The 23,465-nt window shown below is 66.1% G+C and carries 25 protein-coding genes; 6 read left to right on the top strand and 19 right to left on the bottom strand.

Features of this window, described 5'->3' with window-relative positions; genetic code table 11:
- The first annotated feature begins 120 nt into the window (after positions 1-120).
- A complete protein-coding gene (gene lexA / locus AAFN89_RS00855) occupies positions 121-855 on the top strand; it encodes a transcriptional repressor LexA (RefSeq protein ID WP_347534929.1) in 735 nt (244 codons plus the stop codon).
- Between the two features lie 20 nt (positions 856-875).
- On the opposite strand, the gene AAFN89_RS00850 is transcribed toward lexA, so the two are convergent.
- Positions 876-3,008, bottom strand: a complete 2,133-nt coding sequence (locus AAFN89_RS00850) for a ComEC/Rec2 family competence protein (RefSeq protein ID WP_347534926.1) — start codon at positions 3,006-3,008, stop codon at positions 876-878.
- A gap of 95 nt (positions 3,009-3,103) precedes the next feature.
- Here AAFN89_RS00850 and gltX point away from each other — a divergent pair, with 95 nt between their 5' ends.
- The 3 genes from gltX (at position 3,104) to AAFN89_RS00835 (ending at position 6,149) form a co-directional block, all read left to right on the top strand.
- Positions 3,104-4,531, top strand: a complete 1,428-nt coding sequence (gene gltX / locus AAFN89_RS00845) for a glutamate--tRNA ligase (protein WP_347534924.1) — start codon at positions 3,104-3,106, stop codon at positions 4,529-4,531.
- Between the two features lie 99 nt (positions 4,532-4,630).
- Positions 4,631-5,956: a citrate synthase gene (gene gltA / locus AAFN89_RS00840; RefSeq protein WP_347534922.1), complete on the top strand. Its 1,326-nt coding sequence runs from the start codon at positions 4,631-4,633 to the stop codon at positions 5,954-5,956.
- On the top strand, positions 5,949-6,149 hold the full coding sequence (locus AAFN89_RS00835; RefSeq protein WP_347534920.1) for a hypothetical protein: 201 nt from the start codon (positions 5,949-5,951) through the stop codon (positions 6,147-6,149). The genes gltA and AAFN89_RS00835 overlap by 8 nt, the downstream gene beginning before the upstream one ends.
- Positions 6,150-6,261: 112 nt before the next feature.
- On the opposite strand, the gene lpxB is transcribed toward AAFN89_RS00835, so the two are convergent.
- The 15 genes from lpxB to rpsB all read right to left on the bottom strand — a co-directional run bounded on the left by lpxB (position 6,262) and on the right by rpsB (position 20,570).
- Positions 6,262-7,413 carry a lipid-A-disaccharide synthase gene (gene lpxB, locus AAFN89_RS00830; RefSeq protein ID WP_347534918.1) on the bottom strand — a complete coding sequence of 384 codons (1,152 nt, stop codon included), beginning with the start codon at positions 7,411-7,413 and terminating at the stop codon, positions 6,262-6,264.
- The gene (lpxI, locus tag AAFN89_RS00825; RefSeq protein ID WP_347534916.1) at positions 7,410-8,234 is read right to left on the bottom strand and encodes a UDP-2,3-diacylglucosamine diphosphatase LpxI; all 825 of its coding nucleotides are present in this window, start codon (positions 8,232-8,234) and stop codon (positions 7,410-7,412) included. The genes lpxB and lpxI overlap by 4 nt, the downstream gene beginning before the upstream one ends.
- The gene (gene lpxA / locus AAFN89_RS00820; RefSeq protein WP_347534914.1) at positions 8,224-9,027 is read right to left on the bottom strand and encodes an acyl-ACP--UDP-N-acetylglucosamine O-acyltransferase; all 804 of its coding nucleotides are present in this window, start codon (positions 9,025-9,027) and stop codon (positions 8,224-8,226) included. Before lpxA ends, lpxI begins: the two co-directional genes overlap by 11 nt.
- A complete protein-coding gene (gene fabZ, locus AAFN89_RS00815; protein ID WP_347534912.1) occupies positions 9,027-9,494 on the bottom strand; it encodes a 3-hydroxyacyl-ACP dehydratase FabZ in 468 nt (155 codons plus the stop codon). Before fabZ ends, lpxA begins: the two co-directional genes overlap by 1 nt.
- A gap of 4 nt (positions 9,495-9,498) precedes the next feature.
- Positions 9,499-10,521: a UDP-3-O-(3-hydroxymyristoyl)glucosamine N-acyltransferase gene (lpxD, locus tag AAFN89_RS00810; RefSeq protein ID WP_347534910.1), complete on the bottom strand. Its 1,023-nt coding sequence runs from the start codon at positions 10,519-10,521 to the stop codon at positions 9,499-9,501.
- Between the two features lies 1 nt (position 10,522).
- The gene (locus AAFN89_RS00805) at positions 10,523-11,110 is read right to left on the bottom strand and encodes an OmpH family outer membrane protein (protein ID WP_347534908.1); all 588 of its coding nucleotides are present in this window, start codon (positions 11,108-11,110) and stop codon (positions 10,523-10,525) included.
- A 3-nt stretch (positions 11,111-11,113) separates the two neighbouring features.
- Complete coding sequence (gene bamA / locus AAFN89_RS00800) at positions 11,114-13,363, bottom strand: outer membrane protein assembly factor BamA (RefSeq protein WP_347534906.1); 2,250 nt, start codon at positions 13,361-13,363, stop codon at positions 11,114-11,116.
- Positions 13,364-13,450: 87 nt separating this feature from the next.
- Positions 13,451-14,575, bottom strand: a complete 1,125-nt coding sequence (gene rseP, locus AAFN89_RS00795) for an RIP metalloprotease RseP (RefSeq protein ID WP_347534903.1) — start codon at positions 14,573-14,575, stop codon at positions 13,451-13,453.
- A 61-nt stretch (positions 14,576-14,636) separates the two neighbouring features.
- Complete coding sequence (locus AAFN89_RS00790) at positions 14,637-15,818, bottom strand: 1-deoxy-D-xylulose-5-phosphate reductoisomerase (protein ID WP_347534901.1); 1,182 nt, start codon at positions 15,816-15,818, stop codon at positions 14,637-14,639.
- Between the two features lie 4 nt (positions 15,819-15,822).
- Positions 15,823-16,644, bottom strand: a complete 822-nt coding sequence (locus AAFN89_RS00785; RefSeq protein ID WP_347534899.1) for a phosphatidate cytidylyltransferase — start codon at positions 16,642-16,644, stop codon at positions 15,823-15,825.
- Positions 16,610-17,341: an isoprenyl transferase gene (locus AAFN89_RS00780; protein ID WP_347534897.1), complete on the bottom strand. Its 732-nt coding sequence runs from the start codon at positions 17,339-17,341 to the stop codon at positions 16,610-16,612. The genes AAFN89_RS00785 and AAFN89_RS00780 overlap by 35 nt, the downstream gene beginning before the upstream one ends.
- Before the next feature lie 26 nt (positions 17,342-17,367).
- Entirely contained in the window at positions 17,368-17,925 is a 558-nt protein-coding gene (frr, locus tag AAFN89_RS00775) for a ribosome recycling factor (protein WP_347534895.1), read from the bottom strand.
- A gap of 3 nt (positions 17,926-17,928) precedes the next feature.
- Entirely contained in the window at positions 17,929-18,654 is a 726-nt protein-coding gene (pyrH, locus tag AAFN89_RS00770; protein ID WP_347534893.1) for a UMP kinase, read from the bottom strand.
- Between the two features lie 50 nt (positions 18,655-18,704).
- Positions 18,705-19,631, bottom strand: a complete 927-nt coding sequence (gene tsf / locus AAFN89_RS00765; RefSeq protein ID WP_347534891.1) for a translation elongation factor Ts — start codon at positions 19,629-19,631, stop codon at positions 18,705-18,707.
- 90 nt (positions 19,632-19,721) lie between these two features.
- Positions 19,722-20,570, bottom strand: a complete 849-nt coding sequence (gene rpsB / locus AAFN89_RS00760; protein ID WP_347534889.1) for a 30S ribosomal protein S2 — start codon at positions 20,568-20,570, stop codon at positions 19,722-19,724.
- A gap of 266 nt (positions 20,571-20,836) precedes the next feature.
- On the opposite strand from rpsB, the gene AAFN89_RS00755 reads away from it, so the two are divergent.
- Positions 20,837-21,406, top strand: a complete 570-nt coding sequence (locus AAFN89_RS00755) for an HD family hydrolase (protein WP_347534887.1) — start codon at positions 20,837-20,839, stop codon at positions 21,404-21,406.
- 3 nt (positions 21,407-21,409) lie between these two features.
- On the opposite strand, the gene AAFN89_RS00750 is transcribed toward AAFN89_RS00755, so the two are convergent.
- On the bottom strand, positions 21,410-21,808 hold the full coding sequence (locus AAFN89_RS00750) for a hypothetical protein (RefSeq protein WP_347534885.1): 399 nt from the start codon (positions 21,806-21,808) through the stop codon (positions 21,410-21,412).
- A gap of 96 nt (positions 21,809-21,904) precedes the next feature.
- Here AAFN89_RS00750 and AAFN89_RS00745 point away from each other — a divergent pair, with 96 nt between their 5' ends.
- Positions 21,905-22,576 carry a DsbA family oxidoreductase gene (locus AAFN89_RS00745; protein WP_347534883.1) on the top strand — a complete coding sequence of 224 codons (672 nt, stop codon included), beginning with the start codon at positions 21,905-21,907 and terminating at the stop codon, positions 22,574-22,576.
- A gap of 268 nt (positions 22,577-22,844) precedes the next feature.
- Here the strand turns inward: AAFN89_RS00745 and AAFN89_RS00740 are convergent, their stop codons facing one another.
- Positions 22,845-23,174, bottom strand: a complete 330-nt coding sequence (locus AAFN89_RS00740) for a type II toxin-antitoxin system PemK/MazF family toxin (protein ID WP_347534881.1) — start codon at positions 23,172-23,174, stop codon at positions 22,845-22,847.
- On the bottom strand, positions 23,165-23,449 hold the full coding sequence (locus tag AAFN89_RS00735) for a hypothetical protein (RefSeq protein WP_347534879.1): 285 nt from the start codon (positions 23,447-23,449) through the stop codon (positions 23,165-23,167). The genes AAFN89_RS00740 and AAFN89_RS00735 overlap by 10 nt, the downstream gene beginning before the upstream one ends.
- Positions 23,450-23,465: the final 16 nt, after the last annotated feature.

Here is a 23,465-nt window from a genome sequence, read left to right as displayed (position 1 = left end):
GACTTGGTAAACGAGAACTAAATAAGAACAAATCCTTGCGTTTAGGTTTTGTTCCGATGTAGCCTCATCACGTTGAAGGAGTCGTTCGGATCGATTGCTCCCGATGAAGGCGAGGCGACAGTGCTGACCAGAAAACAGCGTGAACTTCTTTTGTTCGTTCACAGCCGATTGAGCGAAAGCGGCATTTCTCCGTCTTTCGACGAGATGAAGGACGCGCTGGAGCTCAAGTCGAAATCGGGAATCCACCGGCTGATCACCGGGCTGGAGGAACGTGGGTTCATCCGCCGCCTGCCCCACCGAGCCCGCGCGCTGGAGGTGCTGAGGCTGCCGGAGGGGATGGGCGCGTCCGCACCCGCCCCGACCCCCGCCCCTGAGCCGGAAATCCAGCCGCCCTTCCGGCCGCAGGTCATCCAGGGGAATTTCTCCCACGCCCTGCCCGGCCGCACGATCGAAGCCCAGCCGTCGGGGGAGACGATCCAGCTTCCGCTCTACGGCAAGATCGCGGCTGGCACGCCGATCGAGGCCTTGCGCGACCATTCCAACATGGCGGAGGTTCCGGCCGCCCTTCTGGGCAAGGGCGATCATTACGCGCTGGAGGTCGAGGGCGATTCGATGGTCGAGGCCGGCATCCTGGACGGCGACACCATCCTGATCCGCCGCTGCGACACCGCCGACAACGGCACGATCGTCGTGGCGCTGGTCGACAATATGGAAGCAACGCTCAAACGCCTGCGCCGGAAGGGCAACACCATCGCGCTGGAACCCGCCAACGCCGCCTATGAGACGCGCATCTTCGGGTCGGACCGGGTGCAGGTGCAGGGCCGCCTCGTCGGGTTGATCCGCCGCTATCACTGACCCCGGGTCACTTACCGCTGTCACCTGCCGCGGCGAAGCGCCCAGGGCCTGTCCCCTACCCAATCAGCCGCCGATTCGATCTCTACCCGGCCATCGGGGCGGATGGTGACGGCATGGGGGCCGGTCCGCCAGACATCGAACCGGCCGACCGTATGGGCGGCCGGGCAGAAGCGGGGGATCGGCGTCGCGGCGACGATGATATCGACCCTGCCGCAATCCTCCATCAGGGCTTCCGGGCCGAAGGCTATCGCCACGGGCGGACCTTCGGCCGGGCGATAGTGGCAGCCGCGCGGATCGCAGGACAGCGAGGCGTCGGCGTTCGCGCCGGTTTCCGGCCATGTCGCGGCTGCCTCCTGACCGTTCCGGCGCAACCACATGCTTCTGGTGAAGGAATCGGCGCGACCGGAGGAGAGGGTCAGCGCGCCGCCATGGTCCCGCACCGCGATCAGGCGCGCATCGTCGTTGATCAGGATGTCCGGCTGGTCGGCCGGCAACAGGATCGTCATCAATCCCGCGAGGAAAAGCGCCGCGCCCCAGAGCCGCCAGCGGCCGCGCCAGAGGCATAGCCACAGCCCGCCGAAGACGATCAGCAACAGGCCGGCGAGCGGCATGACCGGCGCGGTGAAGGCCGATCCGGGCCATGAGGCGATCAGCTTCGCGACGTGCAGCATCGCGTCGATGCCCCATCCCATGGGAATCAGGGCCAGCGCCTCCAGCCCGAACGGCATCAGCAGATAGGCGATGAGGATCAGCGGCATGATCCAGATGGAGGTCAGCGGCACGACGATCAGGTTGGCGACCAGCCCGTAGGTCGAGAACCGCTGGAAATGGAATATCCCGAAGGGCGAGGTCGCGAGCGTCGCCACCAGCGTCGTCAGCGCCACGCTGCCCAGATAGAGCAGCACTACCCGGTGCCGGCCGCCATTGCGGCGGAAGGCAGCGATGCGCTCCGACGACGATTCATAGCAGGCGATCAGCGCGACCACGGCCCCGAACGACATCTGGAAACTGGCGCCCATCATGCTGTCGGGCGCCCAGAGCAGGACCGCCATGGCGGCCCAGGCGATCAGCCTCATGGAGAAGGGGTTGCGGTCGACCATGATCGCCAGCATCACGATCGCCGTCATCAGGAAGGCGCGCTGGGTCGGCACCGGCGCGCCGACAAGGATGGTGTAGGCGAGCGCCCCCAGAAGCGCGGCGAAGGCCGCCCATTTCTTGATCGGCCGGCGCAGCGCCAGCGGTTCGACCGCCGCGAGGCCGCCCCGCACCGCCCCGAACACCAGCGCCGTTATCAGGCTGACGTGCAGGCCGGAGATGCTGAGCAAATGGGCGAGCCCGCTGTCCCGCATCGCCTGGTTCGTCTCATCGCTGATGGCCCCGCGCTCACCGTTCATCAGCGCGATGGCGATGGCGGCTGTCTCCCCCTCCAGGATCGCGGCCACACGATCGCCGATCCGCTGGCGGAATGCCTCGACGGGAAGCGCGGGCGGATCGTTGCCCCCGTCCAGTATCTCCACATGGCTGACGCCATAGCCGATGCCGCCGATCCCTTCGAAGAAGGCATGGCGGCGGAAATCGTATGCGCCCGGCGAAGCCGGGCCGCTGGGACCGGACAGGACGGCCAGCACGCCGATCCTGTCGCCGATCGAGGGCACGGTTTCAGCCGACCGGAGACGGATGCGCACGAGGCGCGGCGTTTCCTCCGGCGGCAGGTCCTCGATCGCAAGGTCGCCGAGCACGACCCGCACGCCGTCGGGCATGCGGTCCATGGAGACGACGCGCCCGGCAACGTCCGCGAAACCCGTCTCCTCCATCAGCATCGGCGCGGCGATCCGGGCGGTGCGCCATTGCGCGGCGGAGAAGCCGAGCGCGGCGAGGATCATCATGATGAGGACGCCGCGCGCCGCCATGCGATCCCGGAAAATCCCCAGGAACGGCGTCGGCAGCAGCGTCAGCAAGGCCAGGCTTCCAGCCCAGCCTGGCGGTTCGGAAGGCAGCGCGAAATAGAGGGCAACGCCGACGCCCATCGCGACCGGCATCCATAGCGGCCAGCGGTCCCGTTCTTCAGCCAGACGTCGCGCGATCCAGCCGGTCGCGGCGGTGACGCCGGAAGAGGCCTGGGACCGCCCTATGCCGGCGGCGTCGACGGTCACCGAAGGGCGGGGCGCAGGTGCAACGGCCGGAACGTTGTGCTATGCAACGCCATCTTCATTCCCCTGCCCCTCCCACATCTCGCGAATGACCCGTCATGACGGTTGTAACCCGCTTTGCTCCCTCGCCCACAGGTTATCTCCATATCGGTGGTGCGCGCACGGCTTTGTTCAACTGGCTGTTCTCCCGCCATCATGGCGGAAAGTTCCTGTTGCGGATCGAGGACACCGACCGCGCGCGGTCGACCGATGATGCGATCACCAAGATCATCGAGGGGCTGGACTGGCTGGGCCTGGTTTGGGACGGCGACGCCGTCTCGCAGTTCGAGCGCCGCGACCGTCATGCCGACCTCGCCCGGCGGCTGTTGAGCGAGGGCAAGGCCTATCATTGCTACGCCTCGCCGGAAGAGCTGGCGGAGATGCGGGAGAAGGCGAAGGCCGAGGGACGCCCGATCCGCTATGACGGGCGCTGGCGCGACCGCGACCCGAAGGATGCGCCGAACGGCGTCGCGCCGGTCATTCGGTTGAAGGCCCCGCTGGAGGGCGAGACGGTTGTCGAAGACCAGGTCCAGGGACCGGTCACGGTGGCCAACGCCCAACTGGACGACATGGTGCTGCTGCGCGCCGACGGCACGCCGACCTACATGCTGTCGGTCGTGGTCGACGATATCGACATGGGCATCACCCATGTCATCCGGGGCGACGACCATCTGACGAACGCCTTCCGGCAGACGCAGCTCTACCGCGCGCTGGACGCGACGCCGCCGGTCTTCGCCCACATCCCGCTGATCCACGGGCCGGACGGGGCGAAGCTGTCGAAGCGGCATGGCGCGCTGGGCGTCGAGGCCTATCGGGAGATGGGCTTCCTGCCGGCGGCGATGCGGAACTATCTGCTGCGCCTGGGCTGGGGGCATGGTGATGAGGAAGTGATCTCCACCGCCCAGGCGATCGAATGGTTCGACCTGGACGGGATCGGCCGGTCGCCCTCTCGGCTGGACTTCGCCAAGCTGGAGAATCTGAACGGAATCTATATCCGGGAAGCGCCGGACACGGAGCTGGCGGCGGAGATCCAGCCGAGGGTCGCGGAGATCGTCGGACATCCGCTGAACGATGAGGAGCGGGCGCGGATCGAAGCCGGCATGATCGGCCTGAAGCCTCGCGCGAAGACGCTGAAGGAGCTGGCGGAGAACGCCGCCTTCTATGCCCGCCGCCGTCCACTGGCGATGGACGAGAAGGCCGGGAAGCTGCTGACGCCGGACGGGATCGAGATCCTGGCGAAAGTCGCCGCCGGCTTCGAGGCATTGCCCGACTGGACGGAGGAGGCGCTGGAGGGCGTGGTGCGCGATCTGGCGGAGGCCGAAGGGCTGAAGCTGGGCAAGATCGCCCAGCCGCTACGCGCCGCGCTCACCGGATCGGGCGTCAGCCCCGGCATCTTCGAGGTAGCCCGCGTGCTGGGCCGGGAAGAGAGCCTGGAGAGGTTGAACGACGTGGTCGCGAAAGGGGTTTCCGCAGCCCCCGCTCGTTGATCTCCACCTCTCCGCGCTTTATTGTCTGTGCATCTGCGAAAAACGCAAAAATAGCGGGATCGGCGGGGTCCCGACCCACCCGTAACAAGGAATGACGTTATGAGTGACCAGAAGACCGCGACCCAGGGCGCGGCCGACACTGTCACCTTGGTCGATAACAAGACCGGGAAGTCCTATGAATTTCCGGTTCTGGACGGAACCGAGGGTCCGCGCGTCATCGATATCGGCAAGCTGTACGCGCAGACGGGCATGTTCACGTTCGATCCCGGCTACACCTCGACCGGGTCATGCGAAAGCCAGATCACCTATATCGACGGGGACAAGGGCGTCCTGCTGCATCGCGGCTATCCGATCAAGGAACTGGCCGACAAGAGCGACTTCATGGAGGTCTGCTACCTCCTGCTCTACGGCGACCTGCCGAATGCCGCCACCAAGGCGAAGTTCGAGAAGGCCATCACCTATCACACGATGCTGCATGAGCAGCTTATCAACTTCTTCCGCGGCTTCCGCCGCGACGCCCATCCGATGGCGGTGATGTGCGGCGCCGTCGGCGCCCTGTCGGCCTTCTATCACGACAGCACCGATATCCGGGACGAGCGGCAGCGGATGATCGCCTCCCACCGGCTGATCGCCAAGATGCCGACGATCGCCGCGATGGCCTATAAATATTCGATCGGCCAGCCCTTCGTGTATCCTAGGAACGAACTCTCCTACGCGGAGAATTTCCTGCACATGATGTTCGCCGTGCCGGCGGAGGAATACAAGATCAACCCGGTCCTGGCCAAGGCGATGGACCGCATCTTCATCCTGCACGCCGATCACGAGCAGAACGCCTCGACCTCGACCGTCCGGCTGGCCGGCTCGTCGGGCGCCAATCCATTCGCCTGCATCGCGGCCGGCATCGCCTCGCTGTGGGGGCCCGCCCATGGCGGCGCCAACGAGGCCGTCCTCAACATGCTGGGGGAGATCGGCACCAAGGACCGGGTGGCGGAGTTCGTGGCCCGCGCCAAGGACAAGGACGACCCGTTCCGCCTGATGGGCTTCGGCCACCGGGTCTACAAGAACTACGACCCGCGCGCGACGGTGATGCGCCAGACCTGCTACGAGGTTCTGGAGGAGTTGGGCGTCGAGAACGAGCCGCTGCTGGACCTGGCGATGGAATTGGAACGGATCGCTCTCGAGGATGATTACTTCGTCGAGAGAAAGCTGTATCCTAACGTCGACTTCTATTCAGGCATCATCCTGCGCGCGATGGGCTTCCCGACCAGCATGTTCACGGTCCTGTTCGCCGTGGCCAGGACGGTGGGCTGGATCGCCCAGTGGAAGGAAATGATCGAAGATCCGTCCCAGAGGATTGGCCGTCCGAGACAGCTCTACACCGGCCAGAACCAGCGGTCCTATACGCCGCTGGACCAGCGTGGGTAACCGCCTGAACCTGAATGAGGGGGTGCGCCGGGCCGAATGGAAGGCCCGGCCGCCGATCGGCTTTGCCCGCCCCCGGTCGGTTCCCACCGCAGCGAACGACAACACCCCATCTCTTCGGGTGCGGCTGAAATACGTCGCCGGCATCGGCCTGATCGTCGGGCTGGCGGTGGGGATCGCTTATTTGAGTTTCTGAATAACCAACGGCCCCTCACCCTCCCGCTTCGCGGGTCCCTCCCTCTCCCCGGAGGGGCGAGGGTAAAAAGGTAGCCCTCTCCCCGCCGGGGAGAGGGTTGGGTGAGGGGCCGTTATTTCATCAATTCCAGGATCTTCGCCGCTGCGGCGTCGCTGGGGGTCGGTTGGCCTTCGGGGCGGAGCATGGCGACGGCCGTGCGGGCGTCCTGGCGCTGACGGGCCGCCGCGTCGGGGTCGGACAGCAGACTGCCTATCGCTTCGGCCAGAAGCTCCGGACGGCAATTGTCCTGAAGGAATTCGGGCACCGCCGGACGATCCAGCAGGATATTGACCAGGTTGGCGTATTTCACCCGGATCAGCCGCTTCGCGATCCAGGCCGTGGCGGGCTGCATCTTATAGCCGATGACGCTCGGCAGCCCCGCCATCGCGAGCTCCAGCGCCACGGTCCCCGATGCCGCGAGGCCGGCGTCGGCGGCGGCGAAGGCGTCGTACTTTTCCTCGTCGCCCCGCACCACCACCGTCGGCACCGCCCAATTGGCCACGGCACGGGAGACCTCCCCGGCCACCCATGACACCGTGGGAACGACGATCCGCAGGTCCGGAAAGCGCGACGCCAGGAGATCGACCGTGGCGCCGAAGATTTCCAGCAGCCGCGAGGTCTCGCTTCGCCGGCTGCCCGGCAGGACGCAGAGCAGCGGCGCATCCTCCGGTATCCCGTGGATTGCCCGGAAACGGTCGCCGTCGCCGCTGTCGGCCCCGCTTTCGGTGACGGGATGGCCGACGAAGCTGGTGGATAGCCCTTCCCGCTCGAAATAGGGCGGCTCGAACGGCAGCAGCACCAGGAGGTGATCCAGGAACCGGGCGATCTTCTTCGCGCGGCCCGGCCGCCAGGCCCAGACGGTTGGCGCGACATAGTGGACGAGCGGGAAGGTCCGTCCGCGCAGCTTCCGGCCGACTCGGAAGTTGAAGCCTGGCGCGTCGATGGTGATGACGATATCTGGGGAGAGATCGAGGGCGGTTCGCGCCGTCTGACCGATCCTGGCCGTCAAGCTCCGGAGCCGAGGCAGGACCTCCGCGATCCCCATGACGCTGAGTTCCTCCATGGGGAAGAGGCTATCCAGCCCCTCCGCCTGCATCCTTTCCCCGCCGACGCCCGCGAAGCGGACCTCGCCCTCCGCCGCGCGCTTCAGGGAGGCCATCAGCCGCGCGCCCAGCACGTCGCCGGAGGGCTCCCCCGCGATCAGGAAGACCAGCTTCGACGTCATGGACGGTCCTCCTCCACGCCGACCAGGAACAGGCCATGCCGGTCCGCCGCGGCGACGGTTCCGGCCATGTCGGAAATAAGCGCGTTCCCCGCCCTCGCCGCGATCCCGCGCAATCCGGCGCGCGCGGCGTTTTCCACCGTCGCCACGCCGATCGTCGGAAGGTCGAGGCGGCGGTCCTGCTGGGGCTTCGCCGTCTTGACCAGCACGCCGCCCTTTCCTTCCCGATGCAGATCGCGGCATCGGGACAGCATGGCGTCGGTTCCCTCCGCCGCCTCCACGGCCAGCACGATCCCTTCCTGGACGACCACAGCCTGCCCGATATCCAGCCCGCCCAGCACATCGACGGCGGCCAGGCCCTTGCCGATATCGTTCCGGGCGTCCTCATCCGGCCGGGTCCGCGTCAGCACGCCGGACGGCATCAGCAGGTCGCCAAGGATCTCATGAGCCCCGACGATCCTCATTCCGGCCTCGCCCAGGATGCCGGCGACAGCCTTCAGGAGCGCGTCGTCGCCGAGCCCGACGAAGCCGTTTCGGGCGATCAGCTTCGCGCCGCGCCAGTCGGGCCGAAGCTCGCCCAGAGACGGGCGGCGGATCGGCCCGATCATGCAGACATCCGCCACCGCCGCCGCCTTCAGCGCGTCGAGCGTCCGGCCGATCGCGCCCAGCCGAATCCATTCATGGGGAAAACCCTCCACCCAGCCCGGCGCCGTCTGGCCCTCGAAGGCGATGACGAAGACCTCACGCCCGTCACGACGCGCGGCTTCGGCAACCTGTCGGGGCAGCGGACCGTCGCCGGCGAGGATGCCGAGGTTAGAGCCCATCCGGCTGTTTGGGTTTGAGGATCTTTCGGTCACTTGCGCCGGTCAGGAATTCTATGAGGTCCGCCACTAAGGACTTCTCCGGCGCGGTTTTTGACAGTTCCTCGATCCGGGTCGCCATCTGGCCTTCGGCCGCGAACAGGCCGCGGACGGCGTCCCGGAGGGCGTGGATCTGCTCCCGCTCGAACCCGCGTCGCTTCAGCCCGACCAGGTTCAGGCCGGCCAGATGCCCCCTCTCCCCGACCACGAGGCCGTAGGGGATGACGTCCTGATCCACTCCGGTCGCGCCGCCGATCATGGCGTGGGCGCCGATGCGGACGAACTGGTGGACGCCCGAGAGGCCGCCGACGATGGCGTAGTCGCCGACGACGACATGTCCCGCCAGGGTGGCGTAGTTCACCAGGATCACATGATCGCCGACGATGCAGTCATGGGCGATATGGCAACCGGCGAGGAACAGCCCGTGATTGCCGATCCGGGTCACCAGGCCGCCGCCCTCCGTCCCCGGATTCATCGTGACATATTCGCGGATAGTGTTGTCCGCGCCGATCTCCAGCCGCGACTTCTCCCCCTGGAACTTCTTGTCCTGCGGGATATGGCCTATGGAGGCGAAGGGATAGATGATAGTGCGCGCGCCGATCGTCGTGTCGCCCTCGACCACGACATGGGAGAGCAGCTTCACGTCCGGCCCCAGGCTGACGCCCGCGCCGACGACGCAGAACGGCCCGATCGAGACGCCGTCGGCCAGCCGGGCGTCGGGATCGACGACCGCGGAAGGATGGATGTCGGACGCCATCAGCGATCCATGATCATGGCGGCGAAGGTCGCTTCGGCATGGACGTTCCCGTCGACCTTGGCCACCCCGGCGAATTTCCAGACATTCCGGCGGTGCTGGATCTTGGAGACATGGATTTCGAGCTGGTCGCCCGGCGTCACGGGACGACGAAAGCGCGCATCGTCGACGGACATGAAGTAGACCAGCTTCCCTTCGGCATCCTTGCCCAGCGTATGCACCACCAGCACGGCCGCCGTCTGGGCCATCGCCTCGATGATCAGGACGCCCGGCATGACCGGCTGGGACGGGAAATGGCCCTGGAAGAAATGCTCGTTGATCGACACGTTCTTGATGCCGATCGCGCCGACATCGGGCGTCAGTTCCCGGATCCGGTCGACCATCAGCATCGGATAGCGATGGGGGATCATCTCCATCACCCGGTTGATGTCGATATTGGCCACGGTTGCGCCCGCCGCGTTTGCGTCCATCGTCTTAACGGCCTTTCTCGTCACTCAGTTTGCTGAACCGGGCATATTGCCGCCAGAACTGGCGCACCGGCACGGCGGGCGATCCGATGACCTCCTGGCCCGGATCGACATCCCGCATCACGCCACTCTGCCCGCCGATGCGGACGCCCGAGCCGACCTTGAGGTGTCCGGCGATGCCGGCCTGGGCCGCCAGAACCACGAAATCTCCCAGCTTGCTGCTGCCCGCGATGCCGGATTGGGCGACGAGAACCGAGCCCGCGCCGATTTCGACGTTGTGCCCGATCTGCACCAGATTATCAATCATGCACCCCCGGCCGATGACGGTGTCCGGACCCGCGCCACGGTCGATCGTGGCGTTGGCCCCGATCTCCACATCATCCTCCACGATCACCCGGCCGAGCTGCGGGACCTTGAGGTGCCCCCGCGGGTCCATGGCGAAGCCGAACCCGTCCTGGCCGATGCGGACGCCGGGATAGATCCTGACGCGCCTGCCGATCAGGCAATGGCTGAGCGAGGCGCAGGCCCCGACCTCCGTATCCTCGCCGATCTCTACGCCCGCGCCGATCACGGCGTTCGGCCGGATCACCGCGCCGGCGGCGATCCTGGCGCCCGCCCCCACGACCGCACCCGCCTCGATCCGGGCCTCCGGGTCGATGACGGCCGAGGAGTCGACGCTGGCCGACGGCGCCACCCCGCCGGCGGCGCGCGGAGAGGGATAGAAAAGCTGGGCAACCAGCGCGTAGGACCGATAGGGCGACTTGCTGAGCAGGAGCGCCATCCCGGCCGGGGCGCGGTCCGCGAAGGCCGGATGGACGATGCAGACGCCGGCCGCGCTAGTGGCGAAGGCATCGAGATATTTCTTGTTATCCAGGAAGCTGACATGGTCGGGACCGGCGGCCTCCAGAGGAGCGACATCCTGGATCAGCCTGTCGGCGGGCGCGCCGGAGGCCAGCTCCGCCTCCGCCGCTTCGGCGAGGTCGCCTACCGTGAAGGGTCCTGCCTTCTGAAAGAAACGGGGATCGGCCAAGTCATTCCTCTTCAGGCTGCGGCGGGATGATCACCTCGACCTCCGGCAGCTCTTCATTCAAACGTTCCAGAGCGGTTTCCGTTACGTCCAGTTCGCGATCGGCCAGGATGATCTGCGACTGGCTCAGCACCAGATTGGCATCACGCTCCCTCGCGATCTGGGCGATGATGTCGACCAGGGTGGACCGGACCTCGTCCATCGCCGTTTCCAGCGCCTGGTCCAGCGCCGCGCGGCTGACCTGGGCCTGCTGCTGCGCTTCGGTGATCTGCTCCTCGAAATCGCGGCGGCGCTGCGCGAACTCATCTGCGGGCAGGGTCGCCCGCGCCTCCGCCAGCTCGTCCTCGATGGCGCGCAGCCGCTCCTCGATCTGGCCGAACTCATCCTGATAGCTCTGCCGATAGACGTCGATCTGCTCCTGGATCCCTTCCGCCGCGACGCTTTCACGGACCACGCGCTGAAAATCGACGATCGCGACCGTCACCCCCTGCTGGGTGGCATTCTCGGCCTCGCCTTCCTGAGCGGCCGCGGGGAAACCCCAGCAGGCCAACAACAGCAGCAGGCAGGCCGCCGCTACCGGCGAAAAGCGCATGGATCAGAATCTCGTCCCGAAGCTGAAGCGGAAATTCTCCTCCTTGTCGAAATCCTCGCTCATGACCGGCACGGCGAAGTCGATCAGGATCGGCCCCAGTGGCGAAGTCCAGGTGATGCCGACGCCGACGGAGGCCCTGATGGAATTTTCCTGGAAGATCGGCGCGCCGGCAATCTCCTCCTCGTCCAAATCGCGCAGCATGCCGACATCGGTGAAGGCGCGCCCCCTGACGCCCAGCTCCTCCGGCAGGCCCAGCGGGAAGGCGACCTCCACCGTGCCGACGGCGAACTGATTGCCGCCCAGCGCGTTGCCGTCGAAATCGCGCGGCCCGATGCCCGCGCTCTCGAAACCGCGGAGGTTGCTGCCGCCGACGAAGAAGCGGTCGTTGATGCGAACATCCTCGCCCAGCCCGTAGATGACGCCGGCCTGCGCGCCCAGGCGCAGCGTGACCTGGTCGAACACCGGGAAGTAGATGCTGCCGCTGGCGGTGGCGTCGATATAGCGGACATCGCCGCCCAGCCCCGCGATCTGGTTGCCGAAGCTGAGGATGTAGCCTTCGGTCGGGTTGATGCGGCTGTTCAGCCGGTCATAGGTGATCTCATGCCCGATCGAGGAGGTCAGGGTCTGGCCTTCCTGATTGCGGATATAGATCGATTCGTCGGGGTCGATGTTCTCGATCGTCCGGTCGGCCAGCCGGTAGTTCAGCGTCTGCCGCAGATTGCGGCCCAGCGCGTAGCCCAGCCGCAGGCCGAAGCCCAGGTTCTTCTCGTCGTAGGAGCTTTCGTCCTGGTTGTCGCGGGTGATGTGGAAGATGTCGAAGCCCGCCGCCAGGTCGCGGTCCAGGAAATAGGGCTCGGTGAAGCTGATGTCGAATTCCTGCGTCGATCCGGAGATCGTGAAGGAGGCGCTGAGATCCTGCCCGCGGCCGAGCAGGTTGCGCTCCCTGATCCGGATGTCGCCCAGCGGACCGTCGGAACTGGAGAAGCCGGCGCCGATCGTCAGTTCGCCCGTCGACTGCTCGCTGACATCGACATTCACCACCGACCGGTCGGGCGCCGATCCCGGCTGGGTCGTCACCTCCACCCGTTCGAAGAAGCCGAGGTTCCGGATGTTCGTCTCCGACCGGCGCAGGCGGGTCGAGTTGAACGGATCGCCTTCGACCAGTTCCATCTCCCGACGGATCACCTCGTCGATGGTGCGGGTGTTGCCCGTGACCTCGATCCGTTCGACGAATACCCTGGGGCCCTCGTTGATCTCATAGGTGATGTTGATCGTCTGGTTCTCGCGGTCCCGCGTGATGACGGGACGAACATCGACGAAGGCGTATTGGAGATTGCCGACCGCGACAGTCAGGTTCTCGATCGTCTCCTCGACCTCCTCGCTATCGTACCAGTCGCCGCTTTCGGTCGTGATCTCGTCCCTCAGCACCTCGACATCGAGGTTGGGCAGCACGGTGGAGACGTCGATCTCCCCGAACTTGTACCGCTCGCCCTCATCGATGGTGAAGGTGATGAAGAAATCCTCCCGATCGGGCGTCAACTCCGCGACGGCGGAGATGATGCGGAAATCGGCATAGCCTTCCGATAGGTAGAACCGCCGCAGCAATTCGCGGTCGAACGCCAGCCGGTCGGGATCGTAGGTGTCGTCGGAGGTGAGGAACCGCCACCAGCGGGATTCGGTGGTCTGCAGCTCATCACGCAGCGCGCTGTCGCTGAAGCGGCGGTTGCCGACGAAGCTGATGCGGCGGACGCCGGTCATCGGGCCTTCATCGATCTCGAACACGAGGTCGACCCGGTTCTGGTCAAGCTCGATGACCTTCGGCTCGATCGTCGCGGCGAACCGGCCGCTGCGGCGGTAGACCTCCAGCAGGCGGGAGACGTCGCCGCGGACGCGGGTGCGGGTAAAGACGACGCGCGGGCGAAGTTGAACCTCGGCCAGCAGCACATCGTCGTCCAGCCGGCGGTTCCCCTCGAACGCGATCCGGTTGATGATCGGGTTCTCGACCACCGAGACGACCAGCGTCGACCCTTCCTGGCGCAGGGTCACGTCGGCAAACAGGCCGGTGTCGAACAGGCTCTTGAGCGAGGCGTCGAGTTCGGCCTGGCTGAAGGCGTCGCCGGGCCGGATCGTCAGATAGGAGATGACGGTCGACGGCTCGATACGCTGGGTGCCGACGACCTCGATATCCTGGATGACATTACCGCTGATGGCGGTCTGAGCCGATACGATGGCTGGCGGAGTGGAGACCCACATGGCTGCGCCGACCAAAGCGCAAAGTCGAACCGTCCGCCCGATAAAACGCGCCAAGACTTCCCCCAGATTTTGATTTGCCGCCCGGCCCTAAGAAATCAGGTTCTTTACGTACGCTACGACCTTGAGTTGAACCAAATCATTCCAGGTCGCAAAGATCATGAGCGTTAATACCAAAGCCAGCCCAACGCGAAAACCATATTCTTGGGCGCGTTCCCCCAGCGGCCGTCCCCGGATCGCCTCCACCGCGTAGAACAGCAGATGCCCGCCATCGAGCATCGGCACCGGGAAAAGATTGATGAGGCCGAGATTGATCGAGAGGATCGCCATGAACCAGAGCAGGGCGATGATTCCGACCTGGGCCACGTCGCCCGACATCTGCGCGATGCGCAGCGGGCCGCCCAGTTCCTCCGTACTGCGTTCGCCGGTGATCATCTCCCCCACGGCCGACAGGGTCATGGCCGACAGGGTGAAGGTCTCGCTGACGCCCATCCCCACCGACCGGAGGATGCCGAACGGGCCGGATTCGGCTCCGATGCCGACGCGCAATATCTCCACCGGCTGCCCATCGGCGCCTTCCACCGTCACAAATTCCGGCGTGACGGACAGGGTCGATTCCTCACCTTCGCGTTCGATGTCGATCTCTATCGGCCCCGGTCCCGCCGCCTGGATCAGCCCCGAAAGCTCCGCGAAACGGTCGGCCGGGCGGCCGGCGACGCTCACCACCTCGTCACCCGGCTGGAAGCCCGCCTGTTCCGCCGGGCTGCCGGGGACGACGCTGCCGACGACGGCCGCCGGAAAGGGATGGCCGCTGGTCATGAAGAGCGCGGCCAGCAACAGGATGGAGAAGATGAAGTTCGCCGCCGGCCCGGCGGCCACGATGGCGGCGCGCTGCCCTACCCGCTTGTGATGGAAGGATTCCGCCCGCTCATCGGCCGTCATGGTCGGCAGTTCGCCGCCCGGCGTCGACGCCACCCCGGCATCGCCGAACATCTTCACATAGCCGCCCAACGGGATGACGCTGAACTTCCAGCGCGTCCCGGCCCTGTCGTTGAAGCCGAAGATTTCCGGCCCGAAGCCGATGGAGAATATCTCCACCCTGACGCCGTTCCTGCGAGCCACCCAGTAATGGCCCAGCTCATGCACGAAGACCAGAACCGTCAGGACGATCAGGAAGGGCAGAAGGTAGGAGGCGAACCCGCCAATAAAGTCCATCGGTCAAATCCTCCAAGGCGCGCGCCGGCCGGGCGGCCCCTTGCCTAAGCCAGAAGAATGTCTAACGAAGATCGCGCACCCGCGCCAGCGCGATCCGGCGCGCCTCTTCGTCCTGCGCGGCGACCATGTCCAGGTCGGCGACTTCCCCGGTGGGGAGCGCCTCCATCACATGCTCGACCACGCCGACGATGTCCAGGAACCGGAGTCCGCCGGCGAGGAACGCCTCCACCGCGACCTCGTTCGCCGCGTTCAGCACCGTCGGCGCGCCGCCGCCCCGGCGCAGGGCCTCCCGCGCCACCCTGAGCGCCGGAAACCGCTCCGGGTCCGGCGGCTCGAAATCCAGCCGTCCGATGTCGGCAAGCCCCAGACGGCGGCTGGGGGTCGCCATGCGGCGCGGCCAGGCCAGCGCATGGGCAATCGGTATCCGCATGTCCGGCGTGCCAAGCTGCGCCAGCACCGAACCGTCGGAATATTCCACCATACTGTGGACCACCGACTGCGGATGCACCAGCACGTCTATGCGATCTTCCGGCAGGCCGAACAGCAGGGAGGCCTCAATGATCTCCAGCCCCTTGTTCATCATTGTCGCGCTGTCGACGGAGATCTTCGCGCCCATGTCCCAGGTCGGATGGGCAACCGCCTCCTCCGGCGTGACCGCCGCCATCTCACCGAAGGTTCGGGAGCGGAAGGGCCCACCGCTGGCGGTCAGGATCAGCCGGTCGACGCTGTCGCGGTTGCGGGCGTCCAGGACCTGGAAGATCGCATTGTGCTCGCTGTCCACCGGCAGCAGCGTCGCGCCGTGGCGTTGCACCTGCTCCAGCAGGAGGGGGCCGGCGCAAACGAGGCATTCCTTGTTGGCGAAGGCGACCATGGCGCCCTGCCGCGCCGCCGCCAGGGTGGGCGCGAGCCCCCTCGCCCCGACGATGGCGGACATCACCCAGTCCGCGGGACGCTCGGCCGCGGCGATGACCGCGTCGGGGCCGGCCGCCACGGCGATTCCAGTCCCCGACAGCGCCTGCTTCAGCGCCAGATAGCAGCTTTCGTCGGCGACCACGGCGAGACGCGCGCCCAGCCGTTTCGCCTGATCCGCCAGAAGATCGACATTCCGGTTCGCGGTCAGCGCCTCGACCTGGAAATCCTCAAGGTTTCGGGACAGGAGATCGACCGTGCTGCGCCCGACCGACCCGGTGGAGCCCAGGACCGTCACCCGGCGCGGAGAGTTGTGAGAAAGACCGACGACCATCGCTTCAAAAAATCCCAAAACCGAGATGGAGCAGCGCCAGCGCCGGCGCGGCGGCGATCAGCCCGTCGACCCGGTCGAGGACGCCGCCATGACCGGGGATGATCGTGCCGCTGTCCTTCACGCCAAACCGGCGCTTGATGGCGCTTTCGAACAGGTCGCCGCCCTGCGCGACCACAGCCAGGCATATGGCCAGCACGGCGACGCCCCAGACCGGCATCGCCAGCCCCGCGAGCGGCAGCAGGGCCAGTCCGATCACAAGAGCCAGCCCAGCGCCGCCGATGAGGCCGGCCCAGGTCTTGTTCGGGCTGATCACCGGCGCCAGCTTCGGGCCGCCGATCCACCGGCCGAAGACGTACCCGCCGATATCGGTGGCCCAGACCAGGATCACAAGCCATGCGACCGTCCAGAAGCCGCCCAGCGTGCCGCTGGACCGGATCCAGAGGAGCGCCAGCGCGAACGCGCCCAGATAAGAGAGGCCGAGCGCGGCCGCCGCGCCGCCGCGAAATCCCAGCGCCAGCAGCAGCAGGCCCTGCATGGCGACAAGCAGGACCAGCCCTGTCATCATACCGGCTGCCGCCGTCGCCAGCACCAGCGCGATCGACATGCCGATAGCCAGGTCGCGCAGCACCCCCCGTTCATTCGGCAGCGTGATCGCCAGCCATTCGGCGAAGCCGAGAGCGATGACGAGCGCGATCGTGCAGGCGTAGATCGCCCCGCCGACATAGATCGCCGCCAGAACGACGGGCGCCAACACCAGCGATGTGAGAATCCTGAGCCTGAGATTGCTGCGCTTACTGACTGCCGACCGCTCCAAAGCGCCGTTCACGCCGGTGAAACTCCCCAATAGCCTTCTCCAGATCGGCGCGAGTGAAGTCGGGCCACAGCGTATCCAGAAAAACCAGTTCCGCATAGGCGGCCTGCCAGAGCAGGAAATTGCTGATCCGCTTCTCTCCGCTGGTCCGGATGACGAGGTCGGGGTCCGGCAGATCGTGGGTGAAGAGCCGTGAGGAGACCATGGCCTGGTCGATATCCCCGATGGCGACCCTGCCCTCCTTCACATCTTCCGCCAGCCCACGGGCAGCGGCCACGATCTCCTGCTGACCGCCATAGCTGAGCGCGATGGTGAGGTTGAGCGCGGTGTTCGACCGCGTCATCTCTTCCGCATGGCCGATCAGGTCGGCGATGTCCCGGGCCAGCCGGTCGCGCTCCCCGATCACGCGCAGGCGGACATTGTTGCGGTGAAGCTCCGCCACCTCGCTGCGGAGGTAGAAGCGGAGAAGACGCATCAGCTCCCCGACCTCATCGGACGGGCGTGTCCAATTCTCCGTGGAGAAGCCGAACAGCGTCAGATAGCCGACGCCGAGTTCGCCCGCCGCCTCCACGGCGCCCTTCACGGCCTCCACGCCGCGCTGGTGGCCGGCGGTGCGGGGCAGGCCGCGCATGCGCGCCCAGCGGCCATTGCCGTCCATGATGATGGCGACATGCGCGGGCGCGGGCAGAGCGGGAGATGAAAGAGGCTGCATCGGCGGAGTTCCGGCCATGCAGGGGGTCAGACCTGCATGATCTCCTTTTCCTTGGTCGCGAGAGCGTCGTCGATCGCCTTGGTGTGGGCATCGGTCATCGACTGGATCTCGTCGGCATAGAGCTTGTGGTCGTCCTGGCTGATCTCGTTGTCCTTTTCCGCCTTCTTCAGCATGTCCATGCCGTCGCGACGGACGTTCCGGACCGCGATGCGGGCCTGTTCGGCATATTTGCCGGCAACCTTGGTCAATTCGCGGCGGCGTTCCTCGTTCAGTTCAGGGATCGGCACGCGGATCAGATTGCCGTCCGGCTGCGGGTTCAGCCCCAGCCCCGCTTCCCGGATCGCCTTCTCCACCGCCTTGACCATCCCCCGGTCCCAGACCTGGACCGTCAGCAGGCGCGGTTCGGGCACGCCGACGGTGCCGACCTGGTTGAGCGGCACCGGGTTGCCATAGGCCTCGACCGTCACGGGTTCGAGCAGACTGGTCGACGCGCGGCCGGTGCGAAGCCCGCCGAATTCGGTCTTCAGCACGCTGACCGCGCCGTCCATCCGCTTCGCGATGTCCTTGAGATCGGGCTCCGCCATTTTTCAGCGCTCCTCGCTTATGATTGTGTAACGGCCCCGACCGGCGACCACTTCGGCGAACTCACCCGGAGCGTCGATCGAGAAGACCAGGATTGGGATATTGTTTTCGCGCGCAAGCGAAATGGCGGAATGGTCCATGACCCGAAGGTCGTTGGACAGGACATCCATGTAGCTCAGCCGGTCGTAACGTCTCGCGCCGTCGACCTTCTTCGGATCGGCGTCATAGACGCCATCGACCTGCTTGCCCATCAGAAGAGCATCGCAATCCATCTCCGACGCGCGCAGGGCAGCACCGGTGTCTGTCGTGAAGAACGGGTTGCCGGTGCCGGCGGCGAAGATCACCACCCTGCCCTTCTCCATATGCCGGACGGCGCGACGCCGGATATAGGGTTCGCAGACCGTCGCCATGGGGATGGCGGAGAGGACGCGGGTGTGCAGCCCAGCCTTTTCACAGGCGCTCTGCATCGCCAGCGCGTTAATGACGGTCGCCAGCATGCCCATATAGTCGGCCGTGGCCCGCTCGATGCCCTGGGCCGCGCCGCTGATGCCCCGGAAGATGTTGCCGGCGCCGATGACAAGGCAGATCTCCGTGCCCATCGCATGGACCTGGGCCACGTCCTCGGCCACGCGATTCACCATTTCGGGATCGATGCCGTAATCCCGGCCTCCCATCAGCGCCTCGCCCGAGATCTTGAGCAGAACGCGTCGATAGCGTGGGGCGGGCGGCATCGATCCCTCTCTGGATGGTGGAGTCCTAGAACGTCTGGTGTTGAACGCGATCAACCGGCAAGGGTTGCCGCCACCTCGGACGCAAAATCGCTTTCCTCCTTCTCCACGCCCTCGCCGAGGGTGTAGCGGACGAAGCCCTTCAGCGCGACCGGCGCGCCCAGATCCTTGCCGGCCTTGGCGACGACATCCTTCACCTTGGTCTCGCCGTCGATGACGTAGACCTGCTCCAGCAGCACCACTTCCTCGTAGTACTTGCGCAGGCGGCCTTCGACCATCTTGGCGATGATCTCCTCCGGCTTGCCGCTGGCGCGCGCCTGATCGGACAGGACCTCGCGCTCGCGGTCCAGCAGCGACGCATCGACCGAGGAGACGTCCAGCGCCTCAGGCCGGGCGGCGGCGATGTGCATCGCGATCGACCGGCCCAGCTCATTCAGCTTGTCGGCCGGCGCGGCGGATTCCAGCGCCACGATGACGCCGATCTTGCCCAGCCCCGGAACCACCGAATTGTGGACGTAGGAGGTGACGACGCCCTCTGCGACCGACAGGGAGGCGGTGCGGCGCAGATTCATGTTCTCGCCGATGGTGGCGATCATGTGCGTCAGCTCGTCGGCGGCGTTCCGGCCTGTGCCGGGATAGTCGGTCGCCTTCAGCGCCTCGACATCCCCGTCCGCATCCAGCGACAGTTCGGCCAGCTTGGCGACGAACGCCTGGAACTTGTCGTTCCGCGCGACGAAATCGGTTTCGGAATTGACCTCGACCACGGCGCCCGCCGTGCCGCGCGTGGCGACGCCGACCAGTCCTTCGGCGGCGACGCGGCCGGACTTCTTCGCGGCGGCGGCCAGGCCCTTCTTGCGCAGCCAGTCGACGGCCGCTTCCACGTCGCCGCCGCTTTCGGCCAGCGCCTTCTTGCAGTCCATCATGCCAGCACCGGTCTTCTCCCGGAGCTCCTTCACCAGCGCAGCGGTGATTTCCGCCATGGGTTTACCTCTTCAAAAATCCAGTCAGAAACAAACGGTCGGTCGCGAAGAAATCGGGCGGCCCGAAGCCGCCCGACCCCTCGTTCAATGTCAGGCGCTCGCCTTCTCGCCCTCGACCGCTTCGGCCTTGGTCTCGGTCTCGGCGGTTCCGGTCTCAGCGGTTCCAGTCTCAGCGGTCGCGGGCGCCTCTTCCGGCAGCGCCGGCTCGACCGGCGCTTCGCTCTCGCCGATATCGATGCCCGAAGCGGACATCTCCGCCTCGATGCCGGTCAGGACGGCCTGGGAGAACAGGTCGCAATAGAGCTCGACCGCGCGGAGCGCGTCATCGTTGCCGGCGACCGGGAAGGTGATGCCGTCGGGATCGGAGTTGCTGTCCAGGATCGCGGCGACCGGGATGCCCAGCTTGTTGGCTTCCTGGACGGCCAGCGATTCCTTGTTGGTATCGATGATCACCAGGATGTCCGGCAGGCCGCCCATGTCGCGGATGCCGCCCAGCGCGCGCTGCAGCTTGTCCCGCTCGCGCGTCAGGGTCAGCGTCTCCTTCTTGGTCAGACCGGTTTCCGGCTGGCCCAGCACCTCGTCCATCTCCTTCAGGCGCTTGATCGACAGCGAGATCGTCTTCCAGTTGGTCAGCATGCCGCCGAGCCAGCGGTGGTTGACGTAGTACTGGCCGCAGCGGGAGGCCGCGTCGGCGATGCGCTCCTGCGCCTGGCGCTTGGTGCCGACGAACAGGACGCGGCCGCCATTGGCGGTGACTTCGCGGACGGCTTCGAGCGCCCGATGCATCATCGGAACGGTCTGTTCCAGATCGATGATGTGAACGCCGTTGCGGACACCGAAGATGAACGGCGCCATCTTGGGATTCCAGCGGCGGGTGTGGTGACCGAAATGGACGCCGGCTTCGAGAAGCTGGCGCATGGTGAATGTCGGGGTGGCCATGGAATAATCCTTTTCCGGTTGGTCCTCCGCGGGTTTCCGTCCTTCCGTCGTCCCCTCAAGGAGAACGCGCGAAAAGACACCGGAGAGAGCCGCCGGTCCATCCGACAGCCCACATGCCCGCGTGTGTGGTTAAGCAACGGCGGCTAGATAGCCCGCCGGGCGGCCCTTTGCAAGCCCGATGAGGAGCGCAAGCGGAGCTTTACAGAAGCCTCCGCGCCGTGGCAGCGATGACCTTCATTACCGAACCGAGATTGCGGGGACAACCCATGCGCGCCTGGCAGAGGATGTTGAGCGGACGGAGACTCAATCTGCTCGACCCCTCCCCGCTCGATATCGAGATCGAGGACATCGCCCACGGCCTCGCCCGCGTCGCGCGCTGGAACGGCCAGACCTCCGGAGCCTACGCGCTGTCGGTGGCGCAGCACTCCCTGCTGGTCGAGGAGGTTTTCGGTCGCGAGAAACCCGCCGCCGACCGCCGCTGGCGGCTGGCGGCCCTGCTGCATGACGGGGCAGAGTATGTAATCGGCGACATGATCTCGCCCTTCAAGGGGGCGATCGGGCCGGACTACAAGATCGTGGAGAAGGGTTTGCAGCGGGCGATACACATTCGCTTCGACCTGCCGGCGTCGCTGCCGGTCACGATCGCCCGGGCGATCAAGGAAGCCGACCGCGTCTGCGCCTATTCCGAAGCCGTCGACCTTGCCGGTTTCGGCGAGGAAGAAGCACGCAAGGTGCTGAAATATCGCAGAAAGGTAAGGACGGAGCGGCTGGCGCCGATGGCGCCGGACGACGCCAAGGCGGCCTTCCTGAAGCGGTTCGACGCGCTGGTCCGCTAAGGATCAGCCTTTCCGTCGGCCGCTGGAATAGGCGGCGGCGAGGTGGCGGATGGTTTCCTGATGGCCCTGGCCCGCCGCCACCGGCTGGGGCGGCCTGACCAGCGCCGTCATGCCGCTGGGCTGCGCGCCGACGCCGATCCTGCGCCCCATCGCGCCGACAATGTCGTCGAAGGCCTGGCCGCTCAACTCCCGGCGCGGGCGGGATGCCGGCTTCTCCTGACGCCCGCCGGCCTGGATGGCGTGGGCGACGATGCCCTTCAGGAAGGGTCCCGCGATCAGCTTCAGGAAATGCTCGTCCCGGTCACAGAGCGCCAGCAACAGCCGCTGGGCGGCGGCCGGATCGCCCTTCGACTTCTCCAGAGCCTCGGTCACACGGTCGCCGACATAGGGATGCAGGCTCATCGGATCCTCCACGATGGCAATCGATCAAATCTAGTTCATCTTCGTTAACGAGAAGTTGTTGACCTTCCCAGCCCCCGGCGGGGCTATGATGGTCCGATGCTGATCGACATCTATTACGACCTCGTCTGCCCCTGGTGCTATATCGGCAAGAAGCGGATGGAGCGGGCGCTGGGCGAGCGACCGTCGCTGCGGCCGTCCTTCCGCTGGATGCCGTTCCAGCTCAATCCCGGAATGCCGCGCAGGGGCATGGACCGCCGGGCCTACCTGTCGATGAAGTTCGGCGGTGAGGAGCGGGCCGTTCAGATCTACGCCGTCATCGCCGAGACGGCGCGGCGGGACGGTTTGGACATCGACCTTTCCAACATCGAGCGCACGCCCAACACGCTCGATGCCCACCGTTTCGTCCGCTACGCCGCGGACAAGGGAATGGAAGCGTCGGACGCCGTGGACCGCCTGTTCGAGGTCTATTTCAAGGACGGGAAGGATATCGGGGACCCGGAAATTCTGGCCGCGGCGGGTGAGGCGATGGGGCTGGACCGCCGGGCGATCCTCGACCATCTGGCGAGCGAGGAGGATGTGAACGGCGTCCAGAAGGCGGATGCGGCGGCCCGGCGGCTGGGCATCCAGGCCGTCCCCTGCTTCGTCTTCGAACGCCGCTACGCCCTCTCCGGCGCCCAGGAGCCCAAGGCGTTCGGCCCGATGTTCGACATGGCGGACACCATCGGCATCGACCAGATGGCGGCTAGCCGGAGTTCGCCGCCGGGGTAGGCTCGGAGCGCCGGAGCGGTCCCTCATCTTGAGCCTGTCGAAAGATGCGGGCACACATGGCTCGACAGGCTCACCATGAGGAAGAAGGGGCAAGTTCCCCTTTTTGGTCATTCCGGCCCCCGAGCCGGAATCCATAGACCCTCGCAGCTTCGCCGGCGGTGCAGGAACGGGCCCGGCCGCAGCCTTCATCAACATCGTATGGATGCCGGATCAAGTCCGGCATGACCAGAAAGTCATGGTTCGACAGGCTCACCATGAGGGGGAAACTTCACGCCAAACCGAGAAAGCGGGCGAGCGCCCGGTTGACCGTGCGAAGAGTCTCCGTATCGGCTTTCCCGATCTTCTGACGGATCTTCGTCCTCGGGACCGTCGCCGCCTTGTCGACCATGATCTGAGACACCAGCCTGAGGCCATTCTCCGGCGTCGGCCTGACCGTCACCCGGAGCAACGGTGTGTCATGAAGATCGCTGGTGAGCCGAAGTACGGTCACGGAGTCCAGCGCCGTGAAGGAATCGGCCTGCACCACCAGCGCCGGGCGCGGCTTCCCGTAATCGCCGGCGATCGCGATGGTGACCAGGTCGCCCCGGGCTATTTCCATTCGTCACCGAACGCGTCGAGATCGTTCTCCAGTTCCCGAATAACGCGCGCTTCGTCGCTTTCCGGATCGCGGGCGGCGGCGGCGATGACGAGGCTTTGACGGCGGGCTTCCTCCTCGAACGCACGGCGCTCGTTCCGCGCCAGATGATCGCGCATCAGATCACGCAGCAACTCTGCCGGCCGCCTGTGTTCAGAGGCGGCGGACCGCGTGAACGCGGACTTCAGGGCGGGATCGAGACGGAAGGTGAAGGTGTCCGCCTTCGAAGATGCAGGCATGGCGTCCTCGCTTCGT

The organism is Inquilinus sp. CAU 1745 (assembly GCF_039839375.1).
Lineage (GTDB): Bacteria > Pseudomonadota > Alphaproteobacteria > DSM-16000 > Inquilinaceae > JBDOQU01.
This window is presented reverse-complemented; position numbering and strand designations above follow the sequence as displayed.

Coding starts and splice junctions, on each gene's coding strand:
- gltX (WP_347534924.1), top strand. CDS start 3,104: ATGACGGTTGTAACCCGCTTTGCTCCCTCGCCCACAGGTTATCTCCAT.
- gltA (WP_347534922.1), top strand. CDS start 4,631: ATGAGTGACCAGAAGACCGCGACCCAGGGCGCGGCCGACACTGTCACC.
- lpxB (WP_347534918.1), bottom strand. CDS start 7,413: ATGACGTCGAAGCTGGTCTTCCTGATCGCGGGGGAGCCCTCCGGCGAC.
- lpxI (WP_347534916.1), bottom strand. CDS start 8,234: ATGGGCTCTAACCTCGGCATCCTCGCCGGCGACGGTCCGCTGCCCCGA.
- lpxA (WP_347534914.1), bottom strand. CDS start 9,027: ATGGCGTCCGACATCCATCCTTCCGCGGTCGTCGATCCCGACGCCCGG.
- fabZ (WP_347534912.1), bottom strand. CDS start 9,494: ATGGACGCAAACGCGGCGGGCGCAACCGTGGCCAATATCGACATCAAC.
- AAFN89_RS00805 (WP_347534908.1), bottom strand. CDS start 11,110: ATGCGCTTTTCGCCGGTAGCGGCGGCCTGCCTGCTGCTGTTGTTGGCC.
- bamA (WP_347534906.1), bottom strand. CDS start 13,363: ATGTGGGTCTCCACTCCGCCAGCCATCGTATCGGCTCAGACCGCCATC.
- rseP (WP_347534903.1), bottom strand. CDS start 14,575: ATGGACTTTATTGGCGGGTTCGCCTCCTACCTTCTGCCCTTCCTGATC.
- AAFN89_RS00790 (WP_347534901.1), bottom strand. CDS start 15,818: ATGGTCGTCGGTCTTTCTCACAACTCTCCGCGCCGGGTGACGGTCCTG.
- AAFN89_RS00780 (WP_347534897.1), bottom strand. CDS start 17,341: ATGCAGCCTCTTTCATCTCCCGCTCTGCCCGCGCCCGCGCATGTCGCC.
- frr (WP_347534895.1), bottom strand. CDS start 17,925: ATGGCGGAGCCCGATCTCAAGGACATCGCGAAGCGGATGGACGGCGCG.
- pyrH (WP_347534893.1), bottom strand. CDS start 18,654: ATGCCGCCCGCCCCACGCTATCGACGCGTTCTGCTCAAGATCTCGGGC.
- tsf (WP_347534891.1), bottom strand. CDS start 19,631: ATGGCGGAAATCACCGCTGCGCTGGTGAAGGAGCTCCGGGAGAAGACC.
- rpsB (WP_347534889.1), bottom strand. CDS start 20,570: ATGGCCACCCCGACATTCACCATGCGCCAGCTTCTCGAAGCCGGCGTC.
- AAFN89_RS00755 (WP_347534887.1), top strand. CDS start 20,837: ATGCGCGCCTGGCAGAGGATGTTGAGCGGACGGAGACTCAATCTGCTC.
- AAFN89_RS00750 (WP_347534885.1), bottom strand. CDS start 21,808: ATGAGCCTGCATCCCTATGTCGGCGACCGTGTGACCGAGGCTCTGGAG.
- AAFN89_RS00745 (WP_347534883.1), top strand. CDS start 21,905: ATGCTGATCGACATCTATTACGACCTCGTCTGCCCCTGGTGCTATATC.
- AAFN89_RS00740 (WP_347534881.1), bottom strand. CDS start 23,174: ATGGAAATAGCCCGGGGCGACCTGGTCACCATCGCGATCGCCGGCGAT.
- AAFN89_RS00735 (WP_347534879.1), bottom strand. CDS start 23,449: ATGCCTGCATCTTCGAAGGCGGACACCTTCACCTTCCGTCTCGATCCC.